This is a genomic window from Halodesulfurarchaeum sp. HSR-GB (genome assembly GCF_031432215.1).
GTDB lineage: Archaea > Halobacteriota > Halobacteria > Halobacteriales > Halobacteriaceae > Halodesulfurarchaeum.
The window spans coordinates 1,353,180-1,374,588 of sequence record NZ_JAVKGN010000001.1; the positions used below are offsets into that span (position 1 = coordinate 1,353,180).

Below are 21,409 nucleotides of genomic sequence, written 5' to 3' on the forward strand. Positions count from 1 at the left end.
CTCAACTGAGTTTCGAGGTAGAAAAACGCGGCCGGGATGAGAGCAGTCGTCTGGCAGTCGGTGGCCGCGTTGGCCAGATGGATCGGGTGTGGGCAGGTCCGTTCCAGTGGCCAAATTGCTACTTCCTTGGGGTCCTGTAAACCGTTGGTGGCATGTGCAATTGTTGCACCGACGACTGCAGTGCCTCCGATGTTGGCACTCCAACCCACGAGAATAGCTCGCACAGTCCGGCCCGCGTCCGAATCACAATCTTTACCTCTACCCTGTAGCAACTTCCAGTCGTCAGTCTTAGGGGTGCCTAATTATGGATAGCAACTATCGAGCGAGGTGGACCGAACGGGCGATCGGTCCCCTCTCAGTCGTCGATTATCGGTCTGTCGGGACGAATCGCAGTCCGTTCTGTCAGTCGAGACACCCAAACGCGGGGCCGGTTCTCGGTTGGCGCTTCAGGACCGCAACTGCTCATCGCGTCTCCCCTCTCCCTGACCGATGAGCGACTCACCCATTCTCCTGATGGGACACCCCAACGTGGGGAAAAGCGCGATGTTCAACCGCCTCGCGGGGGCGGACATCACCGAGTCGAACTACCCGGGAACGACAGTTGATTACACGGAGAGTGATCTGGCTGTCGAGGGGACGACTCGGCGGATCATCGACGTACCGGGGACCTTCTCGCTCGATCCGAAGGACAGCGCTGAATCAGTCGCTGTCGATCTGCTGGACGAGAACCCGGACGCGACCGTGGTGTGTGTTCTCGACGCCACCCGGATCGAACGGGGCCTCAACCTCGCTGTCGAGATACTCGAGCGGGGCTATGATCTAATCGTCGCGCTCAACATGTGGGACGAGGCCGCCTCGGGGAACATCGACATCGATGTCGACGAACTGTCCTCGGTCCTCGACGTGCCTGTGGTTCCAACCGTCGCCACGGAGGGAACCGGTATCAAGGCCCTCATCGACCGGCTTCCAGAGGCGAATCCGACGCCCATCGAGTCGGTACTCGACGCGGTTGGATTCGCGAGGGCGGAGGCTTTGGACTCGGCGACCCGCTGGGATCTGGTCGACGCGATCGTCGATGCGACCGTGGAGTACGGCGAGACCGAACCCACACTCCCGGAGTTGATCGGAACCCTGACGGTCAAGCCCTGGACCGGGCTGCCCTTCGCACTCGCCGCGCTCTACGGGATGTGGGCCTTCTTCAGCGCGGTAGCGGGCTTTTTCACCGACGGGTATTTCGTGCCACTCTTTGACGCCCACTGGTTGCCGTGGCTCCAGGAGACGTTCCCCTTCGAGGGGACCTGGCTTTACTTCATCCTGGTTGGCGATCCGGCGGCGACGAACTCATTCGAGGCGTTTGGCATGCTCACGAGTGGATTGTTCGTCGCGATCGGGGTCGTCCTGCCCGCAGTCTTCGCGCTGTATCTCGTCCTCGCGGTCTTGGAGGACTCCGGGTACATGGCCCGGTTAGCGGTGCTTCTGGACACGATCTTTCACAAAATCGGCCTCCACGGTTTCGCGATCGTGCCGATGGTGCTCTCCTTTGGTTGCAACGTTCCGGGGGTCGCCGCCACACGGTCCTTCGAGACGGAGAAACAGCGCTTCGTGATGATGACGCTGCTCTCGGTTTTCATTCCCTGTGGAGCCCAACTCGCGGTGATGCTCTCGCTGATCCCGCAGTATACCGGATTTATCGTGCTCTACCTGCTCGCCGGGTTCTTCGTGTTCGGCGCGATCCTGGACAAACTCGTCCCCGGATCCTCCCCCGAACTCATCGTGGACGTCCCGCCGCTGCGGGAACCCCGAATCGGTAACATCGCGACCAAACTCACGCTGCGGACCCGCGAATTCCTCAAATCAGCCGTTCCGTTCGTTCTGCTGGGGGTGGGCATCATCAACGTCCTCTATCTGGGCGGGGCGATCGAATGGCTCGCCGGGGCACTCGAACCGGTTCTCACCGGGTGGTTCGGCGTTCCGACCGATACCATTCCCGCGCTGATCGCCGGGTTCCTCCGGAAGGACCTCGCCGTGGCTCAGTTGAGTGCGATCTCGATGACGCCGTTCCAGACAGTCATGTCAGTGATCATGGTCAGTATCTACTTCCCCTGCCTCGCGACCTTCGCGATGCTCATCAAGGAAGGTTCGAAGAGTGGTGGCGTTGTCAAAATGCTGGGTGGCGCACTGTTGACGCTGGTCGCCGCGCTGTTCCTCTGGGGTGGGCTCTTCCACCTGGGTGGCATCCTCACGGGGGTGGCCTGAATGGGACGTTTCGATACGCCATACTTCGGGCTCGTCGGCGTTGTACTCGTGGCCGCCGGGGCGGTCTCGGTCCTGCTGGGACTGACCGGCGGGAGCCTCGAATACTGGCCGCTCGCGATTGCGGGTCCCTTCTCCATCTGGCGAGGCGCCGTTGTTCTCGCCGCGGGGGCCTTCTACCTCACGGCCGTCAACGGTCGGATTACGAATCGCGAGGACGAAGCCCTCGTCTTCATGGGAAGTCTGATGATCTGGATCGTGGGCGGCATGGAGGTGCTCTCGATCCTGCTGGGCGCGATTCCCGGTGGCCCGGAGGTGTGGATCGCCGGCCCCACTGAGTTCTTGGCTGCAATCGCTCCACCCTACTCGCCATCGGTGCTTGCGATCCCACTCTCGCTTCCGGCGTTTCGATACGCCGAGGAGGACGTTGTGACGGTACTCAAGCGACTCTTCTCCGGAGAAAATTGAAGCCAGTTGTTTGATTCACGCATTATTTTTTGTTGGATTTCTTTTTGGATTATTTTCTCAATGTCAAAATCCGCAGTCTCCTCGATAGATTGACATTTTCTTAAAACGATTTCACTCCGATCCGTGATGCCTCGAAATGGTGATCGAGCACTTCGGTGAGTATTAAGTACGCTCTCAATGATATATGGGTATGAAAGAAGGATCTGAGTTGGGCAAAAACTCGCGTATACAGCGACTCCGGACTGCCATGCGAGCAGCCAATATAGCGTGGTGGGAGATGGAGATGCCGGAGGGCACGACTAATTTTCATGATCGAAAAGCAGAAGTCCTCGGATATGATCCCTCAAACTTCAATAATTATGAGGATTTTACCTCGCTCCTACATCCCGATGACTACGACCGGGCAATGACTGCGATGAAACGGCATCTAAATGGTGAAGCAGAGCGGTATGAGGTTGAATATCGGATTGAAGCAAACGACGGGTCCTATCATTGGTTCCACGATATTGGTTCTATAACTGATCGTTATGACGACGGAGCTCCAAAGCTAGTTTCGGGGTTAGTTATTGACATTTCAGCTCGGAAAGAGTACAAAGAGCAAATAGCCGAACAGCGCGATAACCTTGAGGTACTCAATCAAGTACTAAGGCACGATATACGAAATGATTTACAACTTATATCGGCATACACTGATTTGCTTGCAGAAAACCCCGAAGAGAGCCAAGAGTATATTGACAAAATCCAGAAAAACGCAAGGCACGCAATCGACCTAACGACTACTGCCCGGGATATGGCAGAGGTGTGGGTGTCAGAAACGGAGAACTTAGTGGAGGTACCAATCAAGCCCGTCCTTGAAAGTGGGATCCAAAATGTCCAATCCACTGCTCGTGATCCTGGTGTGTCCACAAATGGCTCGATACCAGACCGATCTGTTCGTGCTGATAATATGCTCAATTCAGTGTTCAATAATATACTGATGAATGCCGTACAGCACAACGACAAGAGTAGACCAAAAATTGAAGTGGAAGTTGAGGAATCAAACGAGTTTCTGCAGGTGCGAATAGCTGATAACGGCCCCGGAATATCAGACGACCAAAAGGAGGCCATCTTTGGGAAGGGCGAAAAAGGGCTTGATAGTACTGGGTCCGGTCTAGGCCTTCACCTGGTGAAATCGCTTGTAGAACGGTACCATGGTGACATTTACGTCGAAGACAACAACCCAGAAGGCGCAGTTTTCGTCGTCGAATTACCGAAATACACTCCTTCCTCAAGCTAATGCCCGAGGTTTTCGGACTGTCACCCAAATTCTAAAGTCAAAAATCCCAGTTAAGTGAACCGACGAAACGATTCTGACGTTAGTTCTTCTGGATGTAGTAGATGACTGCCACCAGTCCGACCGGAACTAGCAGCTGTAGGAAGGAGACTCACAGTGGACCCCGGTCCGCGGTCGACGGGTCTTCCAGTGTGATAGTAGTGGTTGTCGAGGACCCGGTCGTTCCATCCGTTTGTGCCACCGTGACATCCCTGCTCGCGCCATCCGTCCGTCCAGCGTCGTTCGCGACGGCTACTTGAACAGTGTGCTCACCCATTCCAACAGATTCTCGTCACAGTTTCGCTCGTTTTTGCCAAGTTCGGCGTATTTCCGCCGACGATTTGGCCTTTCCTCTTGGTGAAACGTCCAACCTGGCGAGTAAGTGTAGTGCGGTGGATTTGCCACTATCACTTGTCCCTTCAAGGCCGACGATCTCCTCCGGAGCGACCGACAGCGAAACTGAATCTATGGCAACAACTGTCTGTCCGATTCGGCTCCGACTGAATAACCCGCAAGTAGATCCACCGCGGGTATACTCTTTAGTGACGTTTTGCCAGGCGACAAGTAACGACGATGGCGATTCGCCATTTAACTCTTACAGGCTAAGTCCCCGTCCTCAAGGAGCGAACCGCGCAAGCGGTGAGCGAGTAGGGTGGGGTATTTCACTGTATTGCGTGAGCCCTGGCCGAATTCTATTATCAATTGTCTACCCTGGAGTAATCAAAGTGATGCGCTGGCCGCTGAAAGACCCAACTCCGAAACCGGTTGGCGCAATTATTATAAATTTCAATCCTGGGCAAACATTTATGCTGGATACCGATAGTAGATACAATATGGTCTCGGTCGGCGACATGCAGATGGTCGATCCGGATGGCCCATACGCGGAGTTGATGCAGCGACTGCTGGAGGCCACCGAAGACGAGTTGCGGCTCGTCTTTCAGTACGACTCCGAATCGGTCGATATCGCCTTTCTTCGGGAGGACTTTTTGAGCGAGGACATGGTCCCGCGGGTCGACGAGCTACACAGCCGAGCCAAGATCATCGAGACAATGCCGACCGAGGATACACAGGCAGCCTACGGTGACCTGGAAGCCAACGTCACCGTCCACGAGGACGTTTTCGTGCTGCACTTCTTTGGGACGGAGGGGGACGGGCTCGTCGCCGTCGTCGACAGGGGAAATGGCTCGGTTATTCGATCTATCTTCTAGAACTGATTTTGGATTTGTTGGGAGGGGATCCTTCTAGTGGCCTGGTGTCGTAGGGGTCCCTATGAGCGCCAACGGCTGGACTGACGCCGACCTCCCGGACCTCTCAGGTCGAACGGCGATCGTGACGGGGGCCAACAGCGGAATCGGCTACGAGTTGACCCGGATGCTTGCCGAGGCGGGCGCACACGTTGTCATGGCCACGAGGAGTGTCAAACGCGGCCAGGCGGCCGCAAGGGACCTTCGGGGTGAGCTGGACGGTGAACTTTCCGTTCGGCGGTGTGACCTGGCGGACCTCGATTCGGTTCGTGCGTTCACGTCCGATTTCATCCGGGACTTCGAGCGCCTCGACTTGTTGTTCAACAACGCCGGCGTGATGGCGATCCCCCGCAGCGAGACCGCAGACGGCTTCGAGACACAGTTCGGCGTCAATCACCTGGGGCACTTCGCGCTGACTGGCCTGCTCTTCGAGATGCTACGTGAGACCCCCGGTGAGAGTCGCGTGCTGACCCAGTCGAGTGGGTTCCACCAGCGCGGGCAAATTGACTTCGAGGATCTCCAGAGCGAAGCGTCCTACGACAAGTGGGACGCCTACGCCCAGAGCAAGCTGGCGAACGTGCTCTTTGCCTACGAACTCGACCGACGGATCGACCGAGCCGGAATCGAGGGGATCACGAGTGTCGCCACCCACCCCGGCTACGCGGACACGAACCTCCAGCGCCGCGGCCCCGAGCAGGCCGGTTCGCAATTCCGGCTCTGGCTTATGAAAGCCGCCAACGCCCTCTTCGCCCAGTCACCTCGAAAGGGTGCCTGGCCGATGCTGTACGCCGCAACGGCCGAGGAACTCACTGGTGGGGAGTACGTGGGACCGACCGGACTGTTCAACATGCGTGGCCCACCGGGGACCCAGTCCTCCAGTGACCGCTCCTACGAACCCGAGACCGCAGAACGGCTCTGGGACGTTTCGAAGGGACTGACGGGGATCGACTTCGAAATCGAGTGACTACGCCTCCGGCGGTTCGACTTCGATGCCGACCTCGTTCCGACGCATGAAGGGCGGCGTCCCGGGGTCGTCGTATCGCAGCAGGAACGGCTCCCCGACCATTTCGATCCCGGCGGATTTGAGCACGGATCGCAGGCGATCGCGATAGGCCCGTACCCGCCAGTCCGGCGCGTACCACGAGAACTCGATGACGGCCAGCGTCCGGGCTGGCTCCTCGCGGAGCTCTACATCCGCGTCAGTTGGCTCGGGAGCGGACTCGAGGTCGTACTCCGCCGGGAGGTAGAAGGCCATCCGGGTCAGTTCGCCCTCGCCAGCCGATTCGGAGCGAACGGGGGCGGTCATCGAGATGGACTGCCCGGCTGCGGTCTTGACTGGCGCGGTCATCGAGACCGATTCGCGGGCCTCGTTCGAGCCCGTGATGTAATCGAAGAGTCGCCGGAAGGCGGTCATCTCGTTTCGAGCGGTCGTTTCGGCGACGACGGTTGGGGGATACTGGCGAATCTCAACGTCCTCGTAGGTGTCCCGTACTTCGTAGGGAACGGTCTCGGCCGACCGGCCGGCGTACAGGCCCCACGCGACCCAGCCTGCGAGGAGCCCGCCACCGATTGCAACGGCTTTCGTAAGTGTTCGCATACGTAGACCTTCGAATCCCCAACACATTAAGCTCCCGTCAATTTCCAGCACTGCCAGCCGTCGGCGCCAGGGACGGTTGCACGCAGGCTTTGGCAAGCCCTAAGAGACTGCACAAATTCATCGGGGATATGCGACGAACAGATCTCTTCGTTCCAACCTCGAAGGAGGCCGAATCGAGCGCCCAGGTCCGGAGCGCCGAACTCGCGCTCCGGAGTGGCCTCGTCGATCACCCCGGTGCGGGCATCTTCAGTTACTCCCCGACCGGCGAGCGTGTGCGCAAGAACATCTCCGATATCATCCGGGAGAAAATGAACGAGATCGGGGCTCAGGAGGTCTCCCTCCCCGGGCTCCAGTACGCCGATATCTGGCGGAAGAGCGGCCGGTGGGAGGAATTCGAGGGCGAGATGTTCACCTTCCAGAATCGGGAGGGCAAGGACATGTGCCTGGCGACCACCCACGAGGAACCCATGGCCGGTCTCGTCCGCGAACGGGTCCGATCCCCGAAGAACATGCCGCTGGTCCTCTACCAGATCGGCGAGAAGTACCGGGACGACCACCCGCGAAACGGGCTGCTTCGGGCCAAGCAGTTCACTATGAAAGACGCCTACTCCTTCACCACGGACGAGGCGGCCCTGGACGAGATCTATCAGGAGATGCGGGCGGCCTACATCGAGATCTTCGACGAACTGGGTGTGGAGTACGCCATCGTGGACGCCGACCCGAGTTCGATGGGCGGCACCGCCTCCGAGGAGTTCCAGGCCCCCGCCGAAGTCGGCTCCGACGAGATGGCCTACTGCCCGGCCCCGGACTGTCACTTCGGGACGCTGGATTTCGATGTCGATGCGTGCCCCGAGTGTGGAACCGACCTCGTCGAGACCAACTCGATCGAACTGGGCCACATCTTCAAGCTCGGGACCCGGTACAGCGACCCGATGGACCTGACCTACGACACCGAGTCCGGCCAGGAAGAGGTCATCATGGGCTCCTACGGGATCGGGGTCAGCCGGCTGATTCCCGCCCTCATCGAACAGCGAAACGACGAGAACGGCATCATCTGGCCTGAATCGGTCGCGCCGTTCTCCCTGAGTGTGGTTCCGCTCAACGAGGATCCCGAAATCATCGAGATGGCCGAGGAGATCCACGACCGTGTGGGCTCCGAGGAGGTCCTGCTCTTCGATGGCGACACCGCGATCGGCGAGAAGTTCGCCGAATCAGATTTGATCGGGGTCCCCGCGAAGGTGATCCTGGGGAACACCTTCCTCGAAGACGGCGAACTCGAAGTCGAGTTCCGTGACGGCGGCCGCGAGTACTACGAACCGGCGGACTTCTTCGAAACCTACGCTTGACATCCTGCCCGCCCTGAAGGGCGAGGATTCCTCGCGTTGGAGTCTCAGTCGTCCTGAGTCTCCACGGAGGCAACTTTCCCACTCGGCGTGGTACTCCGGTCTGTGTAGTCCTCGTTGGCCGTTGTCTCCACCGCGATGGAGGGCGGGCCATGATGTTCCCGCCATTCGTGATTGTTCCACTTGAGGTACACGGGCCGTGCCATCGGCCCAACCGCATTCGTCTGCCGTCTCAGGAACGATTCCGATGCCACGAGGTCAGCGTGCCCCTCGAATCCACACGGGCACGTCAACGAATCCTCGTGGCGAATCGTCTCTTCGCGTTCTCCACATTCGGGGCACTCCTGACTTGTCCACGCCTCGGACTCCTCCTCGACCACAATACCGTACTCCTCACACACGCTTTCGAGGCGGTTGATGAATCGGCGGTACGCCCAGAAGTTGTGCGTCTTCTCGTTCACAACTGGAGACCAGTGCGTCGAGAGAACGCCCTTGATGTCGCCAACGTACAGCGTCGAAACGCCCTCGTCATACAGGCGTTCCACGAGGTCTCGAACGAGGGCGTCTTGGGCATGGTCGCGTCGGTTCGTGCGTTTCTGGTACAAGCGGTCGATGCGCTTGCTAGTCTTCTTCTGGTCTTCGAGTCGCGACTGGAAGTACGCAATTCGCTCCGTGATGTTACGGAACTCCCCGAACAGGTCGCGCCCCTCGTACAGGAGTTGTTTGCCGGTCGATACCGTGCAGGCGACGAGGTTGTTCGCGCCCACATCCAGAGCGGCTGAATGGTCAGCCAGTGGTGAATCCAGTCGAGACTCGTTTATGGTGACTGGTTGGAAAGCCCTGAACGTGTCTGCGAGTTCGTCGTACACGAGTTCGAGTCGGCCTTGCTCGCCGCTCCACTTCGGGTCGCCAGCAATTTCAACGCGAAGGCGTTGATTCCGATTCAACCCGAGTTCGTCTTTGAGTTCGGAACCAATCGGTACTTCGAGGCGAGAGCGTTCTCCGTACTCGATGGTGTACTGGTCGTTGCGGACGTAGGTGCGGAGTATGCGCCCGTCTTCTTCGTTGCCCCAGTATCCCGGCGGCGATGGTTTCTCATCGAGTTTGCCGGCGTGGTACTTCTCGTTACTACTGAAAAACGAACGCCACGCTTCCGAGTTTTTGCGGATGATTTGCTGGGCGACACTACTGCTGAGAACGCCTTTGTATTTGCCTTCGAGTTTGCCGGTGTCGGCATCCCAGACGCTTTCGTCGTTTTCGAGGAATGCTTGGCGACGAGCGTAGTTTGTCTCGTTCCAGAGACTCGCAGAAGCGTCCAACCAGCGTTTGAACCCCTCACGCTCTTTAGCAGAGCGAGGGCGAACGTCGAACTGGTTGGCTCGCTTCATCACCACATTCTACGAAATGTTTGTTTGTAAAGGTATGGATTGGCTTGGAAGACTCGGCCCTGCCATCATCGATTGATTGTGGAGTGCTTCGTCGGATTCATCCCCGCCCTAAAGGGCGGGGCTTTCTCCTTGATTCTCCGTAATCCGAGGACTCGCTTTCTTCGAAAGGACCCGACTCAGTCACTCGCGCTCTGTCCCGCTTGCAGGTAGGCCGTTCCCTGTTCGGTGACCATGTAACTGGTCGGTCCCTGGATATCGCCCATCGGGCAGGAAGCGGACATCGGACACACGTCACAGGAGTCATCGACACAGCCGAGTTCCCGGAGATGCCCCTCTCGAAGCATCGACTCGACCATTCCACGGAGCGCGTCGGGACGAACGTCGAGGTCGGAACTCACTGTTTCCAGTGAGTGGCCACGGTGTATCCGTTCGAGGACGGTGCGATACGTGTTCATGTCAAAAACCGGGCGCTACTCGAGCGAAACGATAATCTGGCGGGCGTATTCGCGACTGAGAGAGGTCATGGAGTGACCGACCGAGACGACGACAGGTCCGTTGAAGGGCTGTTTCGTGTGAAATTCGAGTTCCTGTCCCGGGCGGACGCCCATGGAGGTTACCTGCTTTCGGATCTCGGCACCGACCCGTTCGATCCGGCCGGTCTGACCGGCCTCCATCTCCGCGACGACCGTCCCAGATTCCTCGGAACTGTTCATATCGGAACCCTGCGACCCTGTCAGACTTGGTTTAGAGGTGACACCCATGATTTGGCCCGCCTAATTTAGGCATTACTAACTGAGAACTCGGGGGCCATAAACCTAGCGAAGGTTCGCCGAACGCTGGAACGGGTCCCTGGTCGATTGACCGTTCGTTCAAAAGGTACTTGCCCCTGCTCCTGTTGGGGCCAGTGAAGTACCCCGCGCACGGTGGCGCGGGGCGTCCGTGTTTACGGAAAATCTAGGAGAAAGCCCCGTGCTTTAGCACGGGGATGAATCCGACGAGACATTTAACAAACCACCGGACGTAGCTCACTTGTAATCCATACGTTTATATTAATAGACATATTATCTTGACGTGTGAGCAACCGGCCACAACGAACGAACACGTACACTGCCGAGCCGGTAAGTGACCGGTATCGGGAGTGCCTGTTCGACTGGCTGGCCGCACACGCTCCGCTCTGGAACCAGATCAACTACCGCCGCCGTCAACAGTACTTCGACGAAGATGGCGACGTATGGGACGCCGAATACACTGATCTCTACGACGACTACGCACCCATCCTCGGCAAAGCAACGTGCCAGCAACTCGCCCGGAAAAACAGTGAGGCCTGGCGCAGCCACTTCAAATTGCTCTCACTATATCGTGATGAATCTGAGCAGACGGTGACGGAGAAACCGTCACCGCCCGGCTATTGGGGGAACCGTGATGAGGGCTACGAGTTGCACGGCGTCGTTCGAAATGACTTGTACGACTTCGACTGGAACGAACAACGCAGTACACTCGAATTCGGCGTCGGTGACGTGCTTGAAGACCGCTACGACTTCGATCATAATGAGCGCGTGACACTCAAAGTGCGTGGTAATCCGCACTGGCGTGGCGATGACAGTCGATTGGAACTCATCTACGAGGAACACGCTGACCAGCTTCGTGTCCAGCACCCTGTCCGCATTCAGTCAGATAAACTACAATCACAGCGGCAGGCTGCCTTCACTCACACACTCGAAACCGAGAACACGACCCACTCAGCAGCGATCGACGTCGGGGCAAACAACACACTCGCGATCGTCACCGAAGGCGGGGACACCGCCGTCTACCACGCTCGCCCAGAATTTGAACGGTTCCAGCAGCAGTCGGAACGAATCGCAACACTTCAATCGGAACTCCCGGACGGCCAGTACACTAGCACACAGATCCAACGCCTGTACGACGAGCGGACACGGCAGCGTGATCATGGCCGTGATGCCGCGGTGAAACACGCCGCCGAGTGGCTCCTCGAACGCAATGTCGAGACGGTGTACGTCGGTGACTTAACGGATGTACTGGAGACACACTGGTCGGCTGACGTGAACGAGAAGACACACGAGTTCTGGTCACATCGCCAACTCGTTGACCGAATCACACTCACGCTTGGCGATGTTGGGATCAGTGTACGGGAGACTGGTGAGTATAATTCGAGTAGTGAGTGCCCGAAGTGTGGGAGTACTTCTGTCATTCGGAGTGGTGATTCGTTCCGGTGTGACGCGTGCGAACTAGAGGCGCACGCGGATGTCGCTGGGGCGTGGAATATCTTGCAATCGGAAGTTGGGCCGATGGCTCGGCCTGCTGCCCTGTCTGCTGAACGCGGCAGGGACGCACCCTATGAGGGGGCGTACTGGCAGTGGAACGACCACGACTGGACACCCGCCAGTTTTGGGGAACAGTTATGGTCGCCTGACCAACCCAGCCTCAGCGAACCCGCAAGTTCACAGCCGGGGTAATCGACTGACTGGATTACCCACGGAGGAATCCCCGCCGTTCACGGCGGGGAGGAAGTCAATTGCGCGTGGTATCAGCGGGGGACCTGGCGGGAGAAGCGACTGGCCTGATCACTCGACGGTGACGTTGATGGGGTTCTCGGTGACGTGCATGTAGGTCAGGTAGTACCCCTCCGTCGTATTGAGTGAGACATAGCCCGTCGAGATCTCCTCTTCGACGGTATCCTGTGAGGAGTCGGCCACCGTGAGTTCAGCACTCGGCCCCATGAGCGCCAGATAGTGATTGGTAACGTGTGAAACGTTCGCCGTACTCCCCGTCGTGTAGGTCGTATTCTCGTCCGCCGGATGCTCGTCGAAGGTCACGCTGTCGTCGAAGGTTGACGCATCGAAATCGCAGTTCGACATCGAGTTCACGTTGTTTTCCTCGAAGTACTCCGCCGTTGCTGATCCCGTGAAATCCAGAACCAGCCGTTTGTCCTGCTGGTCGCCGTCTCCGTTCCAGTCAGCGTCCGCGGCAGCTTCCGTTTCAAACGTGAAGTCCTCTGTTTTCCAGGTCTGATAGCGCGAACCGTCAGGGGAGTAGTAGATGATCGTTTCCGCCGGGTCGCCGTCCCCGGTTCCCGTGTCTTTGCTGACTCGAATCTCGAACTCCTGACTGCCGGACTGGCTACACATCGACCAGTCGAGATTGTTGAATTTGGCGCTGTCATCCTGATCGTGAAACAGCGTTAGCGTGAAGTTCTCCACCTGGTGACCCCTGACTCCCTGGAGCGTGAGGCTGTTCCCATCCAGTGGCATATCAAAGCCCCCCATCGTCCCGGGGGCGACCAACTCTACGGCGGCCGTTTCGTTTTCGTTGTCGATGCTCACCTCCCCCGAAGTTCGAGTCCGGAAGTACTCGCCCCAGGCCCGGTAGTACGTGCTCTCGACGGTCACCGTTACGATGCCGCCGCCGACCGGATTGACCCACTCCTCGCTGCTGTTTTTCAGCGTCGCCGACTCGTTGGGGAAGACCACCGTGCTCGGGACCGGCTGTCGAACCACTCCCCGTGGATTCCCAGCGACGCTGCCCTGACCACCGATCCGGATGACTGGTAACGTCAGTGTCGACTTGCGATAGTGAAATTCCGGTGGCGAGAGCATGACACTGCCCTCGTCCATGCGCCACACGCCCCCGCCCTGATAGCCGATTTCGGTGTCGCCGTCGCTGTACCGGACGGCGCCGAACGGTTCGTCGTAGAATACCGTCGTGTCGTTGGTCTCCTGGTCCTCGTGTGTCACCCGGATCGAGCCGGCATCCGGATCGACGGTGTAGGTTCCCTGTTGGCCGGCCCCGAAATTGACCGTCTGGATATCGCTTCGGCCCAGGGCGACCATCGAGGCTCGCGAGTCGAACTGACTCATCGCGTGTTCGGCGTTTTGGGCCCCGATTTGGGCCTGTGTCGTGTCCAGGGTCGCCCCGCCGAAGGCCGCTATCGCGCCGACGCTGATCAGCGTGAACCCGAGGATCAGGGCGAACCCGATCGTCTCGCTTTGTCCCCGGGTCCGGTCCATAGTCTCACTCACTCCGCCCGAGGGAATGAAAGTGCCGGCCTGGATCGATTCTCCGAATTAGAGCACAGAGAGGACGACCTGTGCTATCGCGTCGGTGACCGTCTCCCAGACCGAGACGTCATAGAACACCGCAAGCAGGGTGTCGACGCCGAAGAAGGCAAAGAGCGTGGCGCCCACGTAGTGAGCCACGTGCAGATCGAAGTACTGGGAGAACCGATGGAAGAAAAAGGCGTTAACCATGCTCACTGGGATGATTGCGGCCATCTCCCCGAACCAGATCGCCGGATGAGCCCCGTACTGGGCAGCAAGCCCGATCGTCACGAGCTGGGTCTTGTCGCCGAACTCGCCGGCGGCCATCATCGCGAAAATCGGGAGGTACCCGCCGAGATACGGGGGGATATCGTACCCGAGGATCGTCACGTCGAGTTCGACGGCGTCAAGTTCCGCTTCCGAGGGCGTCCTATCCGCCGGGCGTGACCGCCAGAGCAGGACCGCAAACAGCAGGAACAGACCCGCCGTGAACAACTCCAGGTAAATACCCGGCAACATGTTCATCAACGCGTTCCCGACGACGAGTTCGATGGCGGTCCAGCCCGCAAAGGCACTCCCCGCGGCGGCCACGACGATCCAGGGGTTGAAGCGAGTCGAGAGGCCAGCGATGATGAACTGTACCTTTTCCCCGGGGAGCACCGCGAGCTGGGCCGTCATCGCGATCACGAAAATCTCGACCCAGCTCATGCCTCCTGCTCCGCCCGCGGGTCCTCGTGCCCGTCACGATCGGCCGGCCGAACCCACAGCACGTTTGCGGTCGATTCGGGGAGATGTCGGGTTGTTCCCTCGACTGTGACCTGATAGACCCCGAGTGGTGTCCGGTCCCGAATCACGAGTTCCGTTCCCGGTTCGATTCCGATCTCGCCGAGGTGGGTGAGAATCGCCGGGTCTTCGTCCCGGACTCGACAGACCAGCACTCGATCACCAGGTTCGAACGTCGTGAGGGGACTGGTGTCGTCCTCGGTCACGGTCAGATCCGTCCCTGGAATCGGGTCCCCGTGTGGGTCGGTTCGTGGGTGGCCAAGTGCCTCGGCGACTCGTTGCTCGAACTCCTCGCTGATGTGGTGTTCGAGCACCTCGGCCTCGTCGTGGACCTCCGACCACTCGTAATCGAGGTGTTCGGCCAGGTAGGCTTCGAGCAACCGGTGATGGCGCAGTATTTCGAGGGCAACTGTCTCGCCCTCCGGTGTGAGCCTGACGCCGGTGTACTTCTCCCGCTCGACGAGTCCTCGCTCTTCGAGGGACTCCATCATACTCGTCACCGTCGGAGCCGTCACGTCGAGTCGCGCTGCAATCTGGGAGGGTGGAATCGGCGGCTCCTCGCTCTCCTGGAGGGTAAAGATCGCCTTGAGATAGTCCTCCATGACGTCGCTCAGCATTCGATAGCTGGATTAGACGCATCTAACCAATAAATACGTCGATTCAAACAACTTCAGACGCGAGTCAGCAACGTTCAAATCGCTGGCGGATGACCCCGTTCACATGGAGTTCACATCTACCGAGCAGGGTATCGTCGTCCTGCTGGAACCGGGAGACGAGGTCCTCGAATCCCTGGCCACCGTTCGGGAAGCGGCCGACGTGACCGGCGGCTTTTTCACCGGCATCGGGGCGGTCGACCGAGCGACGCTCGGTCACTACGACACGGACACCCAGGAGTACACCGAGGAGACCTTCGAGGGGCAGTTCGAGGTGACGGCCTTCAGCGGGAACGTCGGGCCGGACAAGATCCACGCACACATCCAGCTCGCAAAACGGGACTTCTCGACCATCGGGGGGCACTGTTCCGGGGCGCGTGTCTCCGGGACGTTCGAAATTCTGCTTGTCCCGAGTGGGACGACACTCGAACACGAACTCGACGAGCGAACCGGCCTCGACGTGTTCGACCTGCCCGAGTAGTTACCCGGTGTTTTTCATCCCCGCTGCGATCCCTTTCACCGTCAGCCGCAGGGTTCGCTCCTCCTGGGGCGTGCGATGTGACCGGGAGAGCAACTGGATCTGGAGGAAGTTCAGCGGATCCACGTAGGGATTCCGTCGGTCCAGACTCTCGCGGAGCCAGCTTCGGTCGACCAAATCCTCGCGGGGGATGATGTCAAGCACTCGCTCTTTGGATCGCTCGTACTCGTTCTCGATGGCCGGGAAGATACGGGCCTGGAGATCGTCGTCCGCGAGGGTGGCGTACTCGCTGGCGATTTCCATCTCCGTGCGGGCCAACGAGAGGGCCGCGTTGTCGAGCATCGTCTGGAAGAACGGCCAGGACTCGTACATCGCCTTGAGCCGTTCGAGGCCGTCGTCGGTCTCTGCGAGGTAGGCGTCGATCCCCGAACCGATTCCAAACCAGCCCGGGATGATGGCCCGGGACTGCGTCCAGGCAAACACCCACGGGATGGCCCGGAGGTCCTCGACGTTCCGCTCGTCGCTGCGTGAGGCGGGCCGGGAACCCAGGTTGAGCCCCTCGATCGTCTTGATCGGGGTCGTCTGCTCGAAGTAACTGACAAAGCCCTCCGTCTCCAGGAGCGAGCGGTAGGTCTCTCGTGCCGTGTCGGCCATCTCGTCCATCGCCTCGACCCAGGGCTCTGGCAGGGTCGGGTCCGGCTCGCTCATGTTGGCATGCCGGGCGCGGATCTGTGCGTTGAGCATCTGTCCCATCTCCCGACGGGCGATCCGCGCGTTGCCGTACTTCTCCGAGATGGCCTCGCCCTGCTGGGTGAACTTCACTTCACCCGTGACTGTCTGCTTGGGCAGGGCCAACAGCGCGTCGTTCATCGGGCCCCCGCCACGGGAGATGGTGCCGCCTCGGCCGTGGAACAGACGCAACTCGACGCCGTAGTCGTCGGTGATCTCGGCCAGCCGGCGCTGGGCCCGGTCGAGTTGCCAGTTTGCGGCCAGGTAGCCGTTCTCCTTGTTCGAATCCGAGTACCCCAGCATGATCTCCTGGGTCTCGTCCCTGGCCCGCATCGCCGCGCCGTAGGCCTCGTTCTCGAACAGCGTGCCGATGATGTCCCGGGCGTTCGAGAGCGCCGATTCGGTCTCCAGAAGTGGGACGATGTCCAGCCCCGAATAATCGGGATAATCGACGACGCCGGCCTGATCAGCCAGGAAGAGCACTTCGAGAACGTGACTGGGCTCCTCGGTCATGCTGATGCAGTAGGCGTCGATGCTGTCGGGGCCGAACTCCTCGTGCCAGTCGGCCAGGCGGTCGAACCGTTCGAGGACCACTGCCGTCTCCGCGGTGAACTCGCCCCGATCCGCCAGGTCGAGCACGGGGGCCGACCGCGTGATCGCCTCCGTCAGGAACTCCTGGCGCTCGGATTCGTCCATGCCCGCGTAGTCGATGTCTTCGGCTCCAAGTGCCTCCGAGAGGGCCTGGGTGTGTTGTTGCCGGTGATCGCGCAGGTCCAGCGAGGCGAGGTGGAAGCCGAAGGTCTGGACCTGGCGTTTTAGTGGCGTGACGAACTCCGAGACGATCGAATCCAGGCCCTCGGCCGACAGTCCTGCTGCAAGCGCGGAGAGGTCCTCGAGGAGTGCCTCGCCGTCCTCGTACCCGCCAGGACGGACACTCTCGACGCGGTCGACACGCTCCAGGATGACCGTCGTCGCCTGGCGGAACGGCTCACGGGGGTAGCGTTCGGCGGCCGTCTCGGCGATGGATTCGGTCGTCGACTCCCCGGTCATGATCGTATCGAGGTACGTATCGACGTCCACCCGGGTCCCGTCCTGGCTCAGCACACCGAGTAAGTCCTCCAGGGACTCACGGTAGCGGGCGAGCGCGAGCGATCGCTGTCGGTGGAGGGTCTTGTCGGTAACCTCGGGGGTGACATTGGGGTTGCCGTCGGCGTCGCTGCCAGCCCAGGACCGGAATTCGAGCACGTGAGCCGGGTCAGGTGGGTCCTCGAAGTTCTCCTCGAGGGCCGCTTCCAGTTCGGCGTAGATCTCCGGGATCACGTCGAAGATCACGTTGTCGAGGTACCACTGGACGTTCCGGGCCTCGTCGAACGGTTCCGGTCGCCGGTCCCGAATATGCTTCGTGGTATAGAGACTTTCGACGACCGCGTTCAGGCGCGCGATGAGCGCTGTCTCCTCCTCGTTGGTCAACCGCCGCTCGTCGAGGTCCTCGAGAATCTGCCCGACTCGCTGAAGGATGCCCTTGACGGTCTTCCGTCGGGCTTCCGTCGGGTGGGCGGTGAACGTCGGCACGACGTGCACGTCCGAGAGGATCTGGCCGACCGTCTCGGCCTCTGCCCCCGACTCCGCGAGGTTCTCCATTGCCTCCGTGATCGAGTGGGAGATCGTTCCCTGCTGGCGGAAGGTTCGCAGCGCGCGCACTCGCTCTCGCTCCTCAGCGAGGTTGATCAACTGGAAGTAGATGGTGAAAGAGCGCGCGAGAACGGCGTTTACGGCCTCGGAATTCGAGCCGACGACCGAAGTCAGCGGTTCGCGATCGTCGGTTCGGCCACGCCGGTAGGCAATCGCTTCGTTACGTGCCGACTCGACGAGTTCGAAACTCTCCGGTGGGCTGTGAGCGGATACGACATCTCCGAGGAGCGCCCCGAGTTCGCGGATGTCCTGTCGGACGCTCCGGTTGTGTAGATCCATGCGTTGCCGGCACTACGGGCGGGGGGCCCTATGAAGTTCAGGGAAAGACGAAGATTTGAGTCACGAACTCGTGTCCGATCCGGTCCGCACTCCGGACCACAAAAGTTAGGCCGGTTCTGGGGCTCCGTCGGGCTATGCGACGAGCCATTGGCGGTGTCTTGCTCCTGGTTTTACTGGCCGGCTGTGCCGGCCTGCCGATGGGCCCTGGGACTGGGACCGCCGATCAGGCGGTGAACGTCACCGTCACCGAGGTCGTCGACGGTGACACCATCGACGTGCGGTTCGCCGACGGTCGAACCGACCGGGTTCGGCTCCTCGGGGTCGACACCCCCGAAGTCCACGTGGAGAACGATCCGGCCGAATTCGAGGGTGTTCCCGATACGGCCGCCGGGGAGCGCTGTCTCCGAGCCGCTGGGGAGAACGCCACGACGTTCGTCGAGAGTCGGGTGGCCGACTCGACGGTTCGGCTCGAATTCGATCCCCTGTCTGATCGCCGCGGGGGTTACGATCGACTCCTCGCCTACGTCTACCTGAACGAGACGAACCTGAACCACCAACTGGTCGAGACGGGCCACGCCCGGGTCTATGACTCCGAGTTCACGATGAGCGGGGAGTTCTACGCGGCCGAACGGGACGCCCAGGCAGCAACCCGTGGCGTCTGGAACTGCACGACCCAGGCGGCGAGCTAGTCACTCGAACACTCCCTCTAGAAGGTATCGCTCGCCGGTGTCGGGAAGGATCGTGACGACGGTCTGTGACTCGTCGGATTTTGCAACGCTGGTGGCGACGTTCACGGCCGCGCCCGCGGAAACGCCGGCCAACAGGCCAGTTTCCCTGGCGAGTTCCCGGGCCGTCTCCCGGGCCGCCTTGGGGGTCGTTCGCTCGACCGTGTCGATCAACGCCAGTTCGAGGACATCCGGAACGAACCCGGCCCCGATCCCCGGGATGTTCTCGTTGCCCGGCTCTCCACCCTCGAGAACCCGCGAGTCCGCCGGTTCGATCGCGACCACCTCGAAGTCCGCCCGGCCCAGGTCTCGCTTGAAGTACTGGGCGATCCCCGTGATCGTTCCGCCCGTTCCGACACTCGCGACCAGGACGTCGACCTGATCCAGCGCGGCCTCGATTTCGGGCCCGGTCTCCGTCCGGTGGGCAGCGGGATTGGCCGGGTTCTCGAACTGCCTGGGTCGGTAGGTGTTCCCCGTGGCGGCGATGGCGTCCGCCCGCTCGATGGCCCCAGGCATCCCCTCCTCGGCGGGAGTGAGTTCGAGATCCGCGCCCAGGCCCCGGAGGATCTGTCGGCGCTCCTCGCTCATCGACTCGGGCATCACGAGACACACCTCATAGCCCATCGCCGCGCCGGCGAATGCCAGCCCGATCCCCGTGTTGCCACTCGTCGCCTCCACGACCGTCGTCTCTGCGTCGAGTTCGTCGTTTGCCGCGGCCCTCTCCAGCATGTTGACGGCGACCCGGTCTTTCACGGATGAGAGCGGGTTGAACGATTCGACTTTCCCGTAGAGGTTCGGCGCGAACTCCTTTAGGTGCAAGATCGGGGTCTCTCCCACGAGGTCAGTCAACCGCTCGGCAACGGGGCCGGAGCCAGCGCGTTCGGGCATCGGGTGCTCTCCGGGGCCGAGACTGAAAAGCTCCGCCCCGGGACCGGTTGCAGTCTGTGTGAACCCGAGCGTTCATGACGATTGGGCAACAAACTAACCGTATGGTAGTTGGTGCAATCGTTTCGTTCGTCGTCGCCCTCCTCATCGGTGGCCTTGGCATCTATCTCGGTGCCGCCTTCGTCACGGACGTAGAGGATTACAAACACGCGGTGATTACTGCGTTCATCGGCGCGATCGCCTGGGGGCTGGTGAGCTGGATCCCACTGGTCGGCGGCCTGATCGCCCTCGTGGTCTGGATCGCGGTGATCAACTGGCGATACCCTGGCGGCTGGGTCGACGCCGCCGTGATCGGCCTGCTCGCGTGGATCGCCACGACAGTCGTCCTCTGGATCCTCAACTCCCTGTTCTCGCTCGGCATCGGTGCGTTCGGCGTGCCCGGGGTCTGATCAACTCGGTATTTGAGCGACGCGAACCTTCTTCCGGTCGGCCAGCGCAGTCCGGGGCAGATGCAAACCGAACTAACCCACCGGCCGTCTTTCACCCACCTGATCGTCGATCTCGACGCCGGCGAGTCGATTCGTGCCGAGCCAGGGGCGCTGGTCGGCCACTCCGAGACGATTCATGTCGAGACGACGACCAGCCGTGGCGGGTTGCTCAGCTCCGCGAAGTCCATGCTGGGCGGGGAGTCGATGTTCGCAAACGAGTTCGTCGCGGAGGACGGCCCCGGTCGGGTGACTTTCGCGCCCGGGACGCCGGGGGACGTCATGGAACACGAACTTACTGGGGAAACCCTCTATGCCGCCGATGGGGCCTTTCTGGCGGCCACGCCCGGAATCGACATCGACTCCGAACTCGGCGGACTGAAGTCCGTCCTTGGCGAGGCCGGGCTGACGCCGCTCGCGCTCAAGGGAACCGGGTCGGTGTTCATCGATGCCTACGGCGGACTCGAGCGGATCGATCTCGACCCGGGCGAGTCCTACGTCCTGGATAACGAGCACTTGATCGCCTGGGACAGTGAGATCGACTTCTCGACCCGGACGGTCGGTGGCCTGAAATCGACGCTTCTGGGCGGCGAAGGCCTGGTCTTCGAGTTTACCGGGCCTGGCACCGCCTGGTACCAGACCCGGGATCTAGACGCGTTCGTCTCCTCGATCGCGCCGCGGCTGCCAAACGACCAGTAGTCACTCGGTCCGGGTCGACCTGGCCGGTCGTCCCAGTTCAGCTTCGACGGACTCGACTTTCGCACTGGCGTCGTGATCGGCCGTTCGCTTGTCGTCGATCTTCAGAACCGTACTCACCCGGTCGGCCTCGATGGCCTTGTGGGCGGCTCCGACGGCTGCAAGCAACGTGTCGATGTCCGGGGCCTCGATGGTGGTCGCCATCGGGTTCGTCTCGTAGGCGACATCGTAGTCGTCCAGTGCCTCGATGGCTGCGGCCACGTCTTCGGCCATGTCCCCGTCCCGAACCGGTGCCACCGAGAGCAGTGCGAAAACGGTCATAGTCGGGCTACGGGTCTGCCGAA

21 protein-coding genes are annotated in these 21,409 nt (G+C 60.5%); 11 read left to right on the forward strand and 10 right to left on the reverse strand.

Annotation, left to right across the window (positions count from 1 at the left end; all coding sequences use genetic code 11):
• Positions 1 to 489 precede the first annotated feature (489 nt).
• The 5 genes from RH831_RS07125 to RH831_RS07145 all read left to right on the forward strand — a co-directional run bounded on the left by RH831_RS07125 (position 490) and on the right by RH831_RS07145 (position 6,241).
• On the forward strand, positions 490 to 2,256 hold the full coding sequence (locus RH831_RS07125; RefSeq protein ID WP_310553526.1) for a ferrous iron transporter B: 1,767 nt from the start codon (positions 490 to 492) through the stop codon (positions 2,254 to 2,256).
• On the forward strand, positions 2,257 to 2,721 hold the full coding sequence (locus RH831_RS07130) for a hypothetical protein (protein WP_310553527.1): 465 nt from the start codon (positions 2,257 to 2,259) through the stop codon (positions 2,719 to 2,721). It abuts the gene before it with no gap.
• A 190-nt stretch (positions 2,722 to 2,911) separates the two neighbouring features.
• Positions 2,912 to 3,997, forward strand: a complete 1,086-nt coding sequence (locus RH831_RS07135) for a PAS domain-containing sensor histidine kinase (RefSeq protein WP_310553528.1) — start codon at positions 2,912 to 2,914, stop codon at positions 3,995 to 3,997.
• 869 nt (positions 3,998 to 4,866) lie between these two features.
• On the forward strand, positions 4,867 to 5,241 hold the full coding sequence (locus RH831_RS07140; RefSeq protein ID WP_310553529.1) for a hypothetical protein: 375 nt from the start codon (positions 4,867 to 4,869) through the stop codon (positions 5,239 to 5,241).
• Positions 5,242 to 5,302: 61 nt separating this feature from the next.
• Complete coding sequence (locus tag RH831_RS07145) at positions 5,303 to 6,241, forward strand: oxidoreductase (protein WP_310553530.1); 939 nt, start codon at positions 5,303 to 5,305, stop codon at positions 6,239 to 6,241.
• On the opposite strand, the gene RH831_RS07150 is transcribed toward RH831_RS07145, so the two are convergent.
• A complete protein-coding gene (locus tag RH831_RS07150; protein ID WP_310553531.1) occupies positions 6,242 to 6,874 on the reverse strand; it encodes a heme-binding protein in 633 nt (210 codons plus the stop codon).
• Positions 6,875 to 7,002: 128 nt separating this feature from the next.
• Between RH831_RS07150 and RH831_RS07155 the strand changes: the two genes are divergently transcribed.
• Positions 7,003 to 8,220 carry an aminoacyl--tRNA ligase-related protein gene (locus RH831_RS07155; RefSeq protein WP_310553532.1) on the forward strand — a complete coding sequence of 406 codons (1,218 nt, stop codon included), beginning with the start codon at positions 7,003 to 7,005 and terminating at the stop codon, positions 8,218 to 8,220.
• A gap of 44 nt (positions 8,221 to 8,264) precedes the next feature.
• On the opposite strand, the gene RH831_RS07160 is transcribed toward RH831_RS07155, so the two are convergent.
• The 3 genes from RH831_RS07160 to RH831_RS07170 all read right to left on the reverse strand — a co-directional run bounded on the left by RH831_RS07160 (position 8,265) and on the right by RH831_RS07170 (position 10,318).
• Entirely contained in the window at positions 8,265 to 9,605 is a 1,341-nt protein-coding gene (locus RH831_RS07160; protein WP_310553533.1) for a transposase, read from the reverse strand.
• 176 nt (positions 9,606 to 9,781) lie between these two features.
• The gene (locus tag RH831_RS07165; protein WP_310553534.1) at positions 9,782 to 10,060 is read right to left on the reverse strand and encodes a FeoC-like transcriptional regulator; all 279 of its coding nucleotides are present in this window, start codon (positions 10,058 to 10,060) and stop codon (positions 9,782 to 9,784) included.
• A gap of 15 nt (positions 10,061 to 10,075) precedes the next feature.
• A complete protein-coding gene (locus RH831_RS07170) occupies positions 10,076 to 10,318 on the reverse strand; it encodes a FeoA family protein (protein WP_157754383.1) in 243 nt (80 codons plus the stop codon).
• 360 nt (positions 10,319 to 10,678) lie between these two features.
• Between RH831_RS07170 and RH831_RS07175 the strand changes: the two genes are divergently transcribed.
• Positions 10,679 to 12,079 carry a transposase gene (locus tag RH831_RS07175; RefSeq protein WP_310553535.1) on the forward strand — a complete coding sequence of 467 codons (1,401 nt, stop codon included), beginning with the start codon at positions 10,679 to 10,681 and terminating at the stop codon, positions 12,077 to 12,079.
• A gap of 108 nt (positions 12,080 to 12,187) precedes the next feature.
• Here the strand turns inward: RH831_RS07175 and RH831_RS07180 are convergent, their stop codons facing one another.
• From RH831_RS07180 to RH831_RS07190, 3 genes are read right to left on the reverse strand one after another with little or no spacing between them, the layout of a single operon-like run.
• Complete coding sequence (locus RH831_RS07180) at positions 12,188 to 13,630, reverse strand: hypothetical protein (RefSeq protein ID WP_310553536.1); 1,443 nt, start codon at positions 13,628 to 13,630, stop codon at positions 12,188 to 12,190.
• 57 nt (positions 13,631 to 13,687) lie between these two features.
• Positions 13,688 to 14,368 (reverse strand): TMEM165/GDT1 family protein, encoded by a 681-nt coding sequence (locus RH831_RS07185; protein ID WP_310553537.1) that lies wholly within the window; start codon positions 14,366 to 14,368, stop codon positions 13,688 to 13,690.
• Positions 14,365 to 15,060, reverse strand: a complete 696-nt coding sequence (locus tag RH831_RS07190) for a metal-dependent transcriptional regulator (RefSeq protein ID WP_310553538.1) — start codon at positions 15,058 to 15,060, stop codon at positions 14,365 to 14,367. Before RH831_RS07190 ends, RH831_RS07185 begins: the two co-directional genes overlap by 4 nt.
• A gap of 103 nt (positions 15,061 to 15,163) precedes the next feature.
• On the opposite strand from RH831_RS07190, the gene RH831_RS07195 reads away from it, so the two are divergent.
• Positions 15,164 to 15,577: a DNA-binding protein gene (locus RH831_RS07195; protein WP_310553539.1), complete on the forward strand. Its 414-nt coding sequence runs from the start codon at positions 15,164 to 15,166 to the stop codon at positions 15,575 to 15,577.
• Here the strand turns inward: RH831_RS07195 and ppc are convergent, their stop codons facing one another.
• Positions 15,578 to 18,274, reverse strand: coding sequence for a phosphoenolpyruvate carboxylase (gene ppc / locus RH831_RS07200; protein ID WP_310553540.1), 2,697 nt, complete (start codon positions 18,272 to 18,274; stop codon positions 15,578 to 15,580). It abuts the gene before it with no gap.
• Positions 18,275 to 18,408: 134 nt separating this feature from the next.
• On the opposite strand from ppc, the gene RH831_RS07205 reads away from it, so the two are divergent.
• Entirely contained in the window at positions 18,409 to 18,963 is a 555-nt protein-coding gene (locus RH831_RS07205; protein WP_310553541.1) for a thermonuclease family protein, read from the forward strand.
• On the opposite strand, the gene RH831_RS07210 is transcribed toward RH831_RS07205, so the two are convergent.
• On the reverse strand, positions 18,964 to 19,887 hold the full coding sequence (locus RH831_RS07210; protein ID WP_310553542.1) for a pyridoxal-phosphate dependent enzyme: 924 nt from the start codon (positions 19,885 to 19,887) through the stop codon (positions 18,964 to 18,966).
• A gap of 101 nt (positions 19,888 to 19,988) precedes the next feature.
• Between RH831_RS07210 and RH831_RS07215 the strand changes: the two genes are divergently transcribed.
• Both RH831_RS07215 and RH831_RS07220 read left to right on the forward strand, forming a co-directional pair.
• On the forward strand, positions 19,989 to 20,333 hold the full coding sequence (locus RH831_RS07215) for a hypothetical protein (protein WP_310553543.1): 345 nt from the start codon (positions 19,989 to 19,991) through the stop codon (positions 20,331 to 20,333).
• A 60-nt stretch (positions 20,334 to 20,393) separates the two neighbouring features.
• Positions 20,394 to 21,068, forward strand: coding sequence for a TIGR00266 family protein (locus RH831_RS07220; protein WP_310553544.1), 675 nt, complete (start codon positions 20,394 to 20,396; stop codon positions 21,066 to 21,068).
• Here the strand turns inward: RH831_RS07220 and RH831_RS07225 are convergent, their stop codons facing one another.
• On the reverse strand, positions 21,069 to 21,386 hold the full coding sequence (locus RH831_RS07225; RefSeq protein WP_310553545.1) for an MTH1187 family thiamine-binding protein: 318 nt from the start codon (positions 21,384 to 21,386) through the stop codon (positions 21,069 to 21,071).
• Positions 21,387 to 21,409 lie beyond the last annotated feature (23 nt).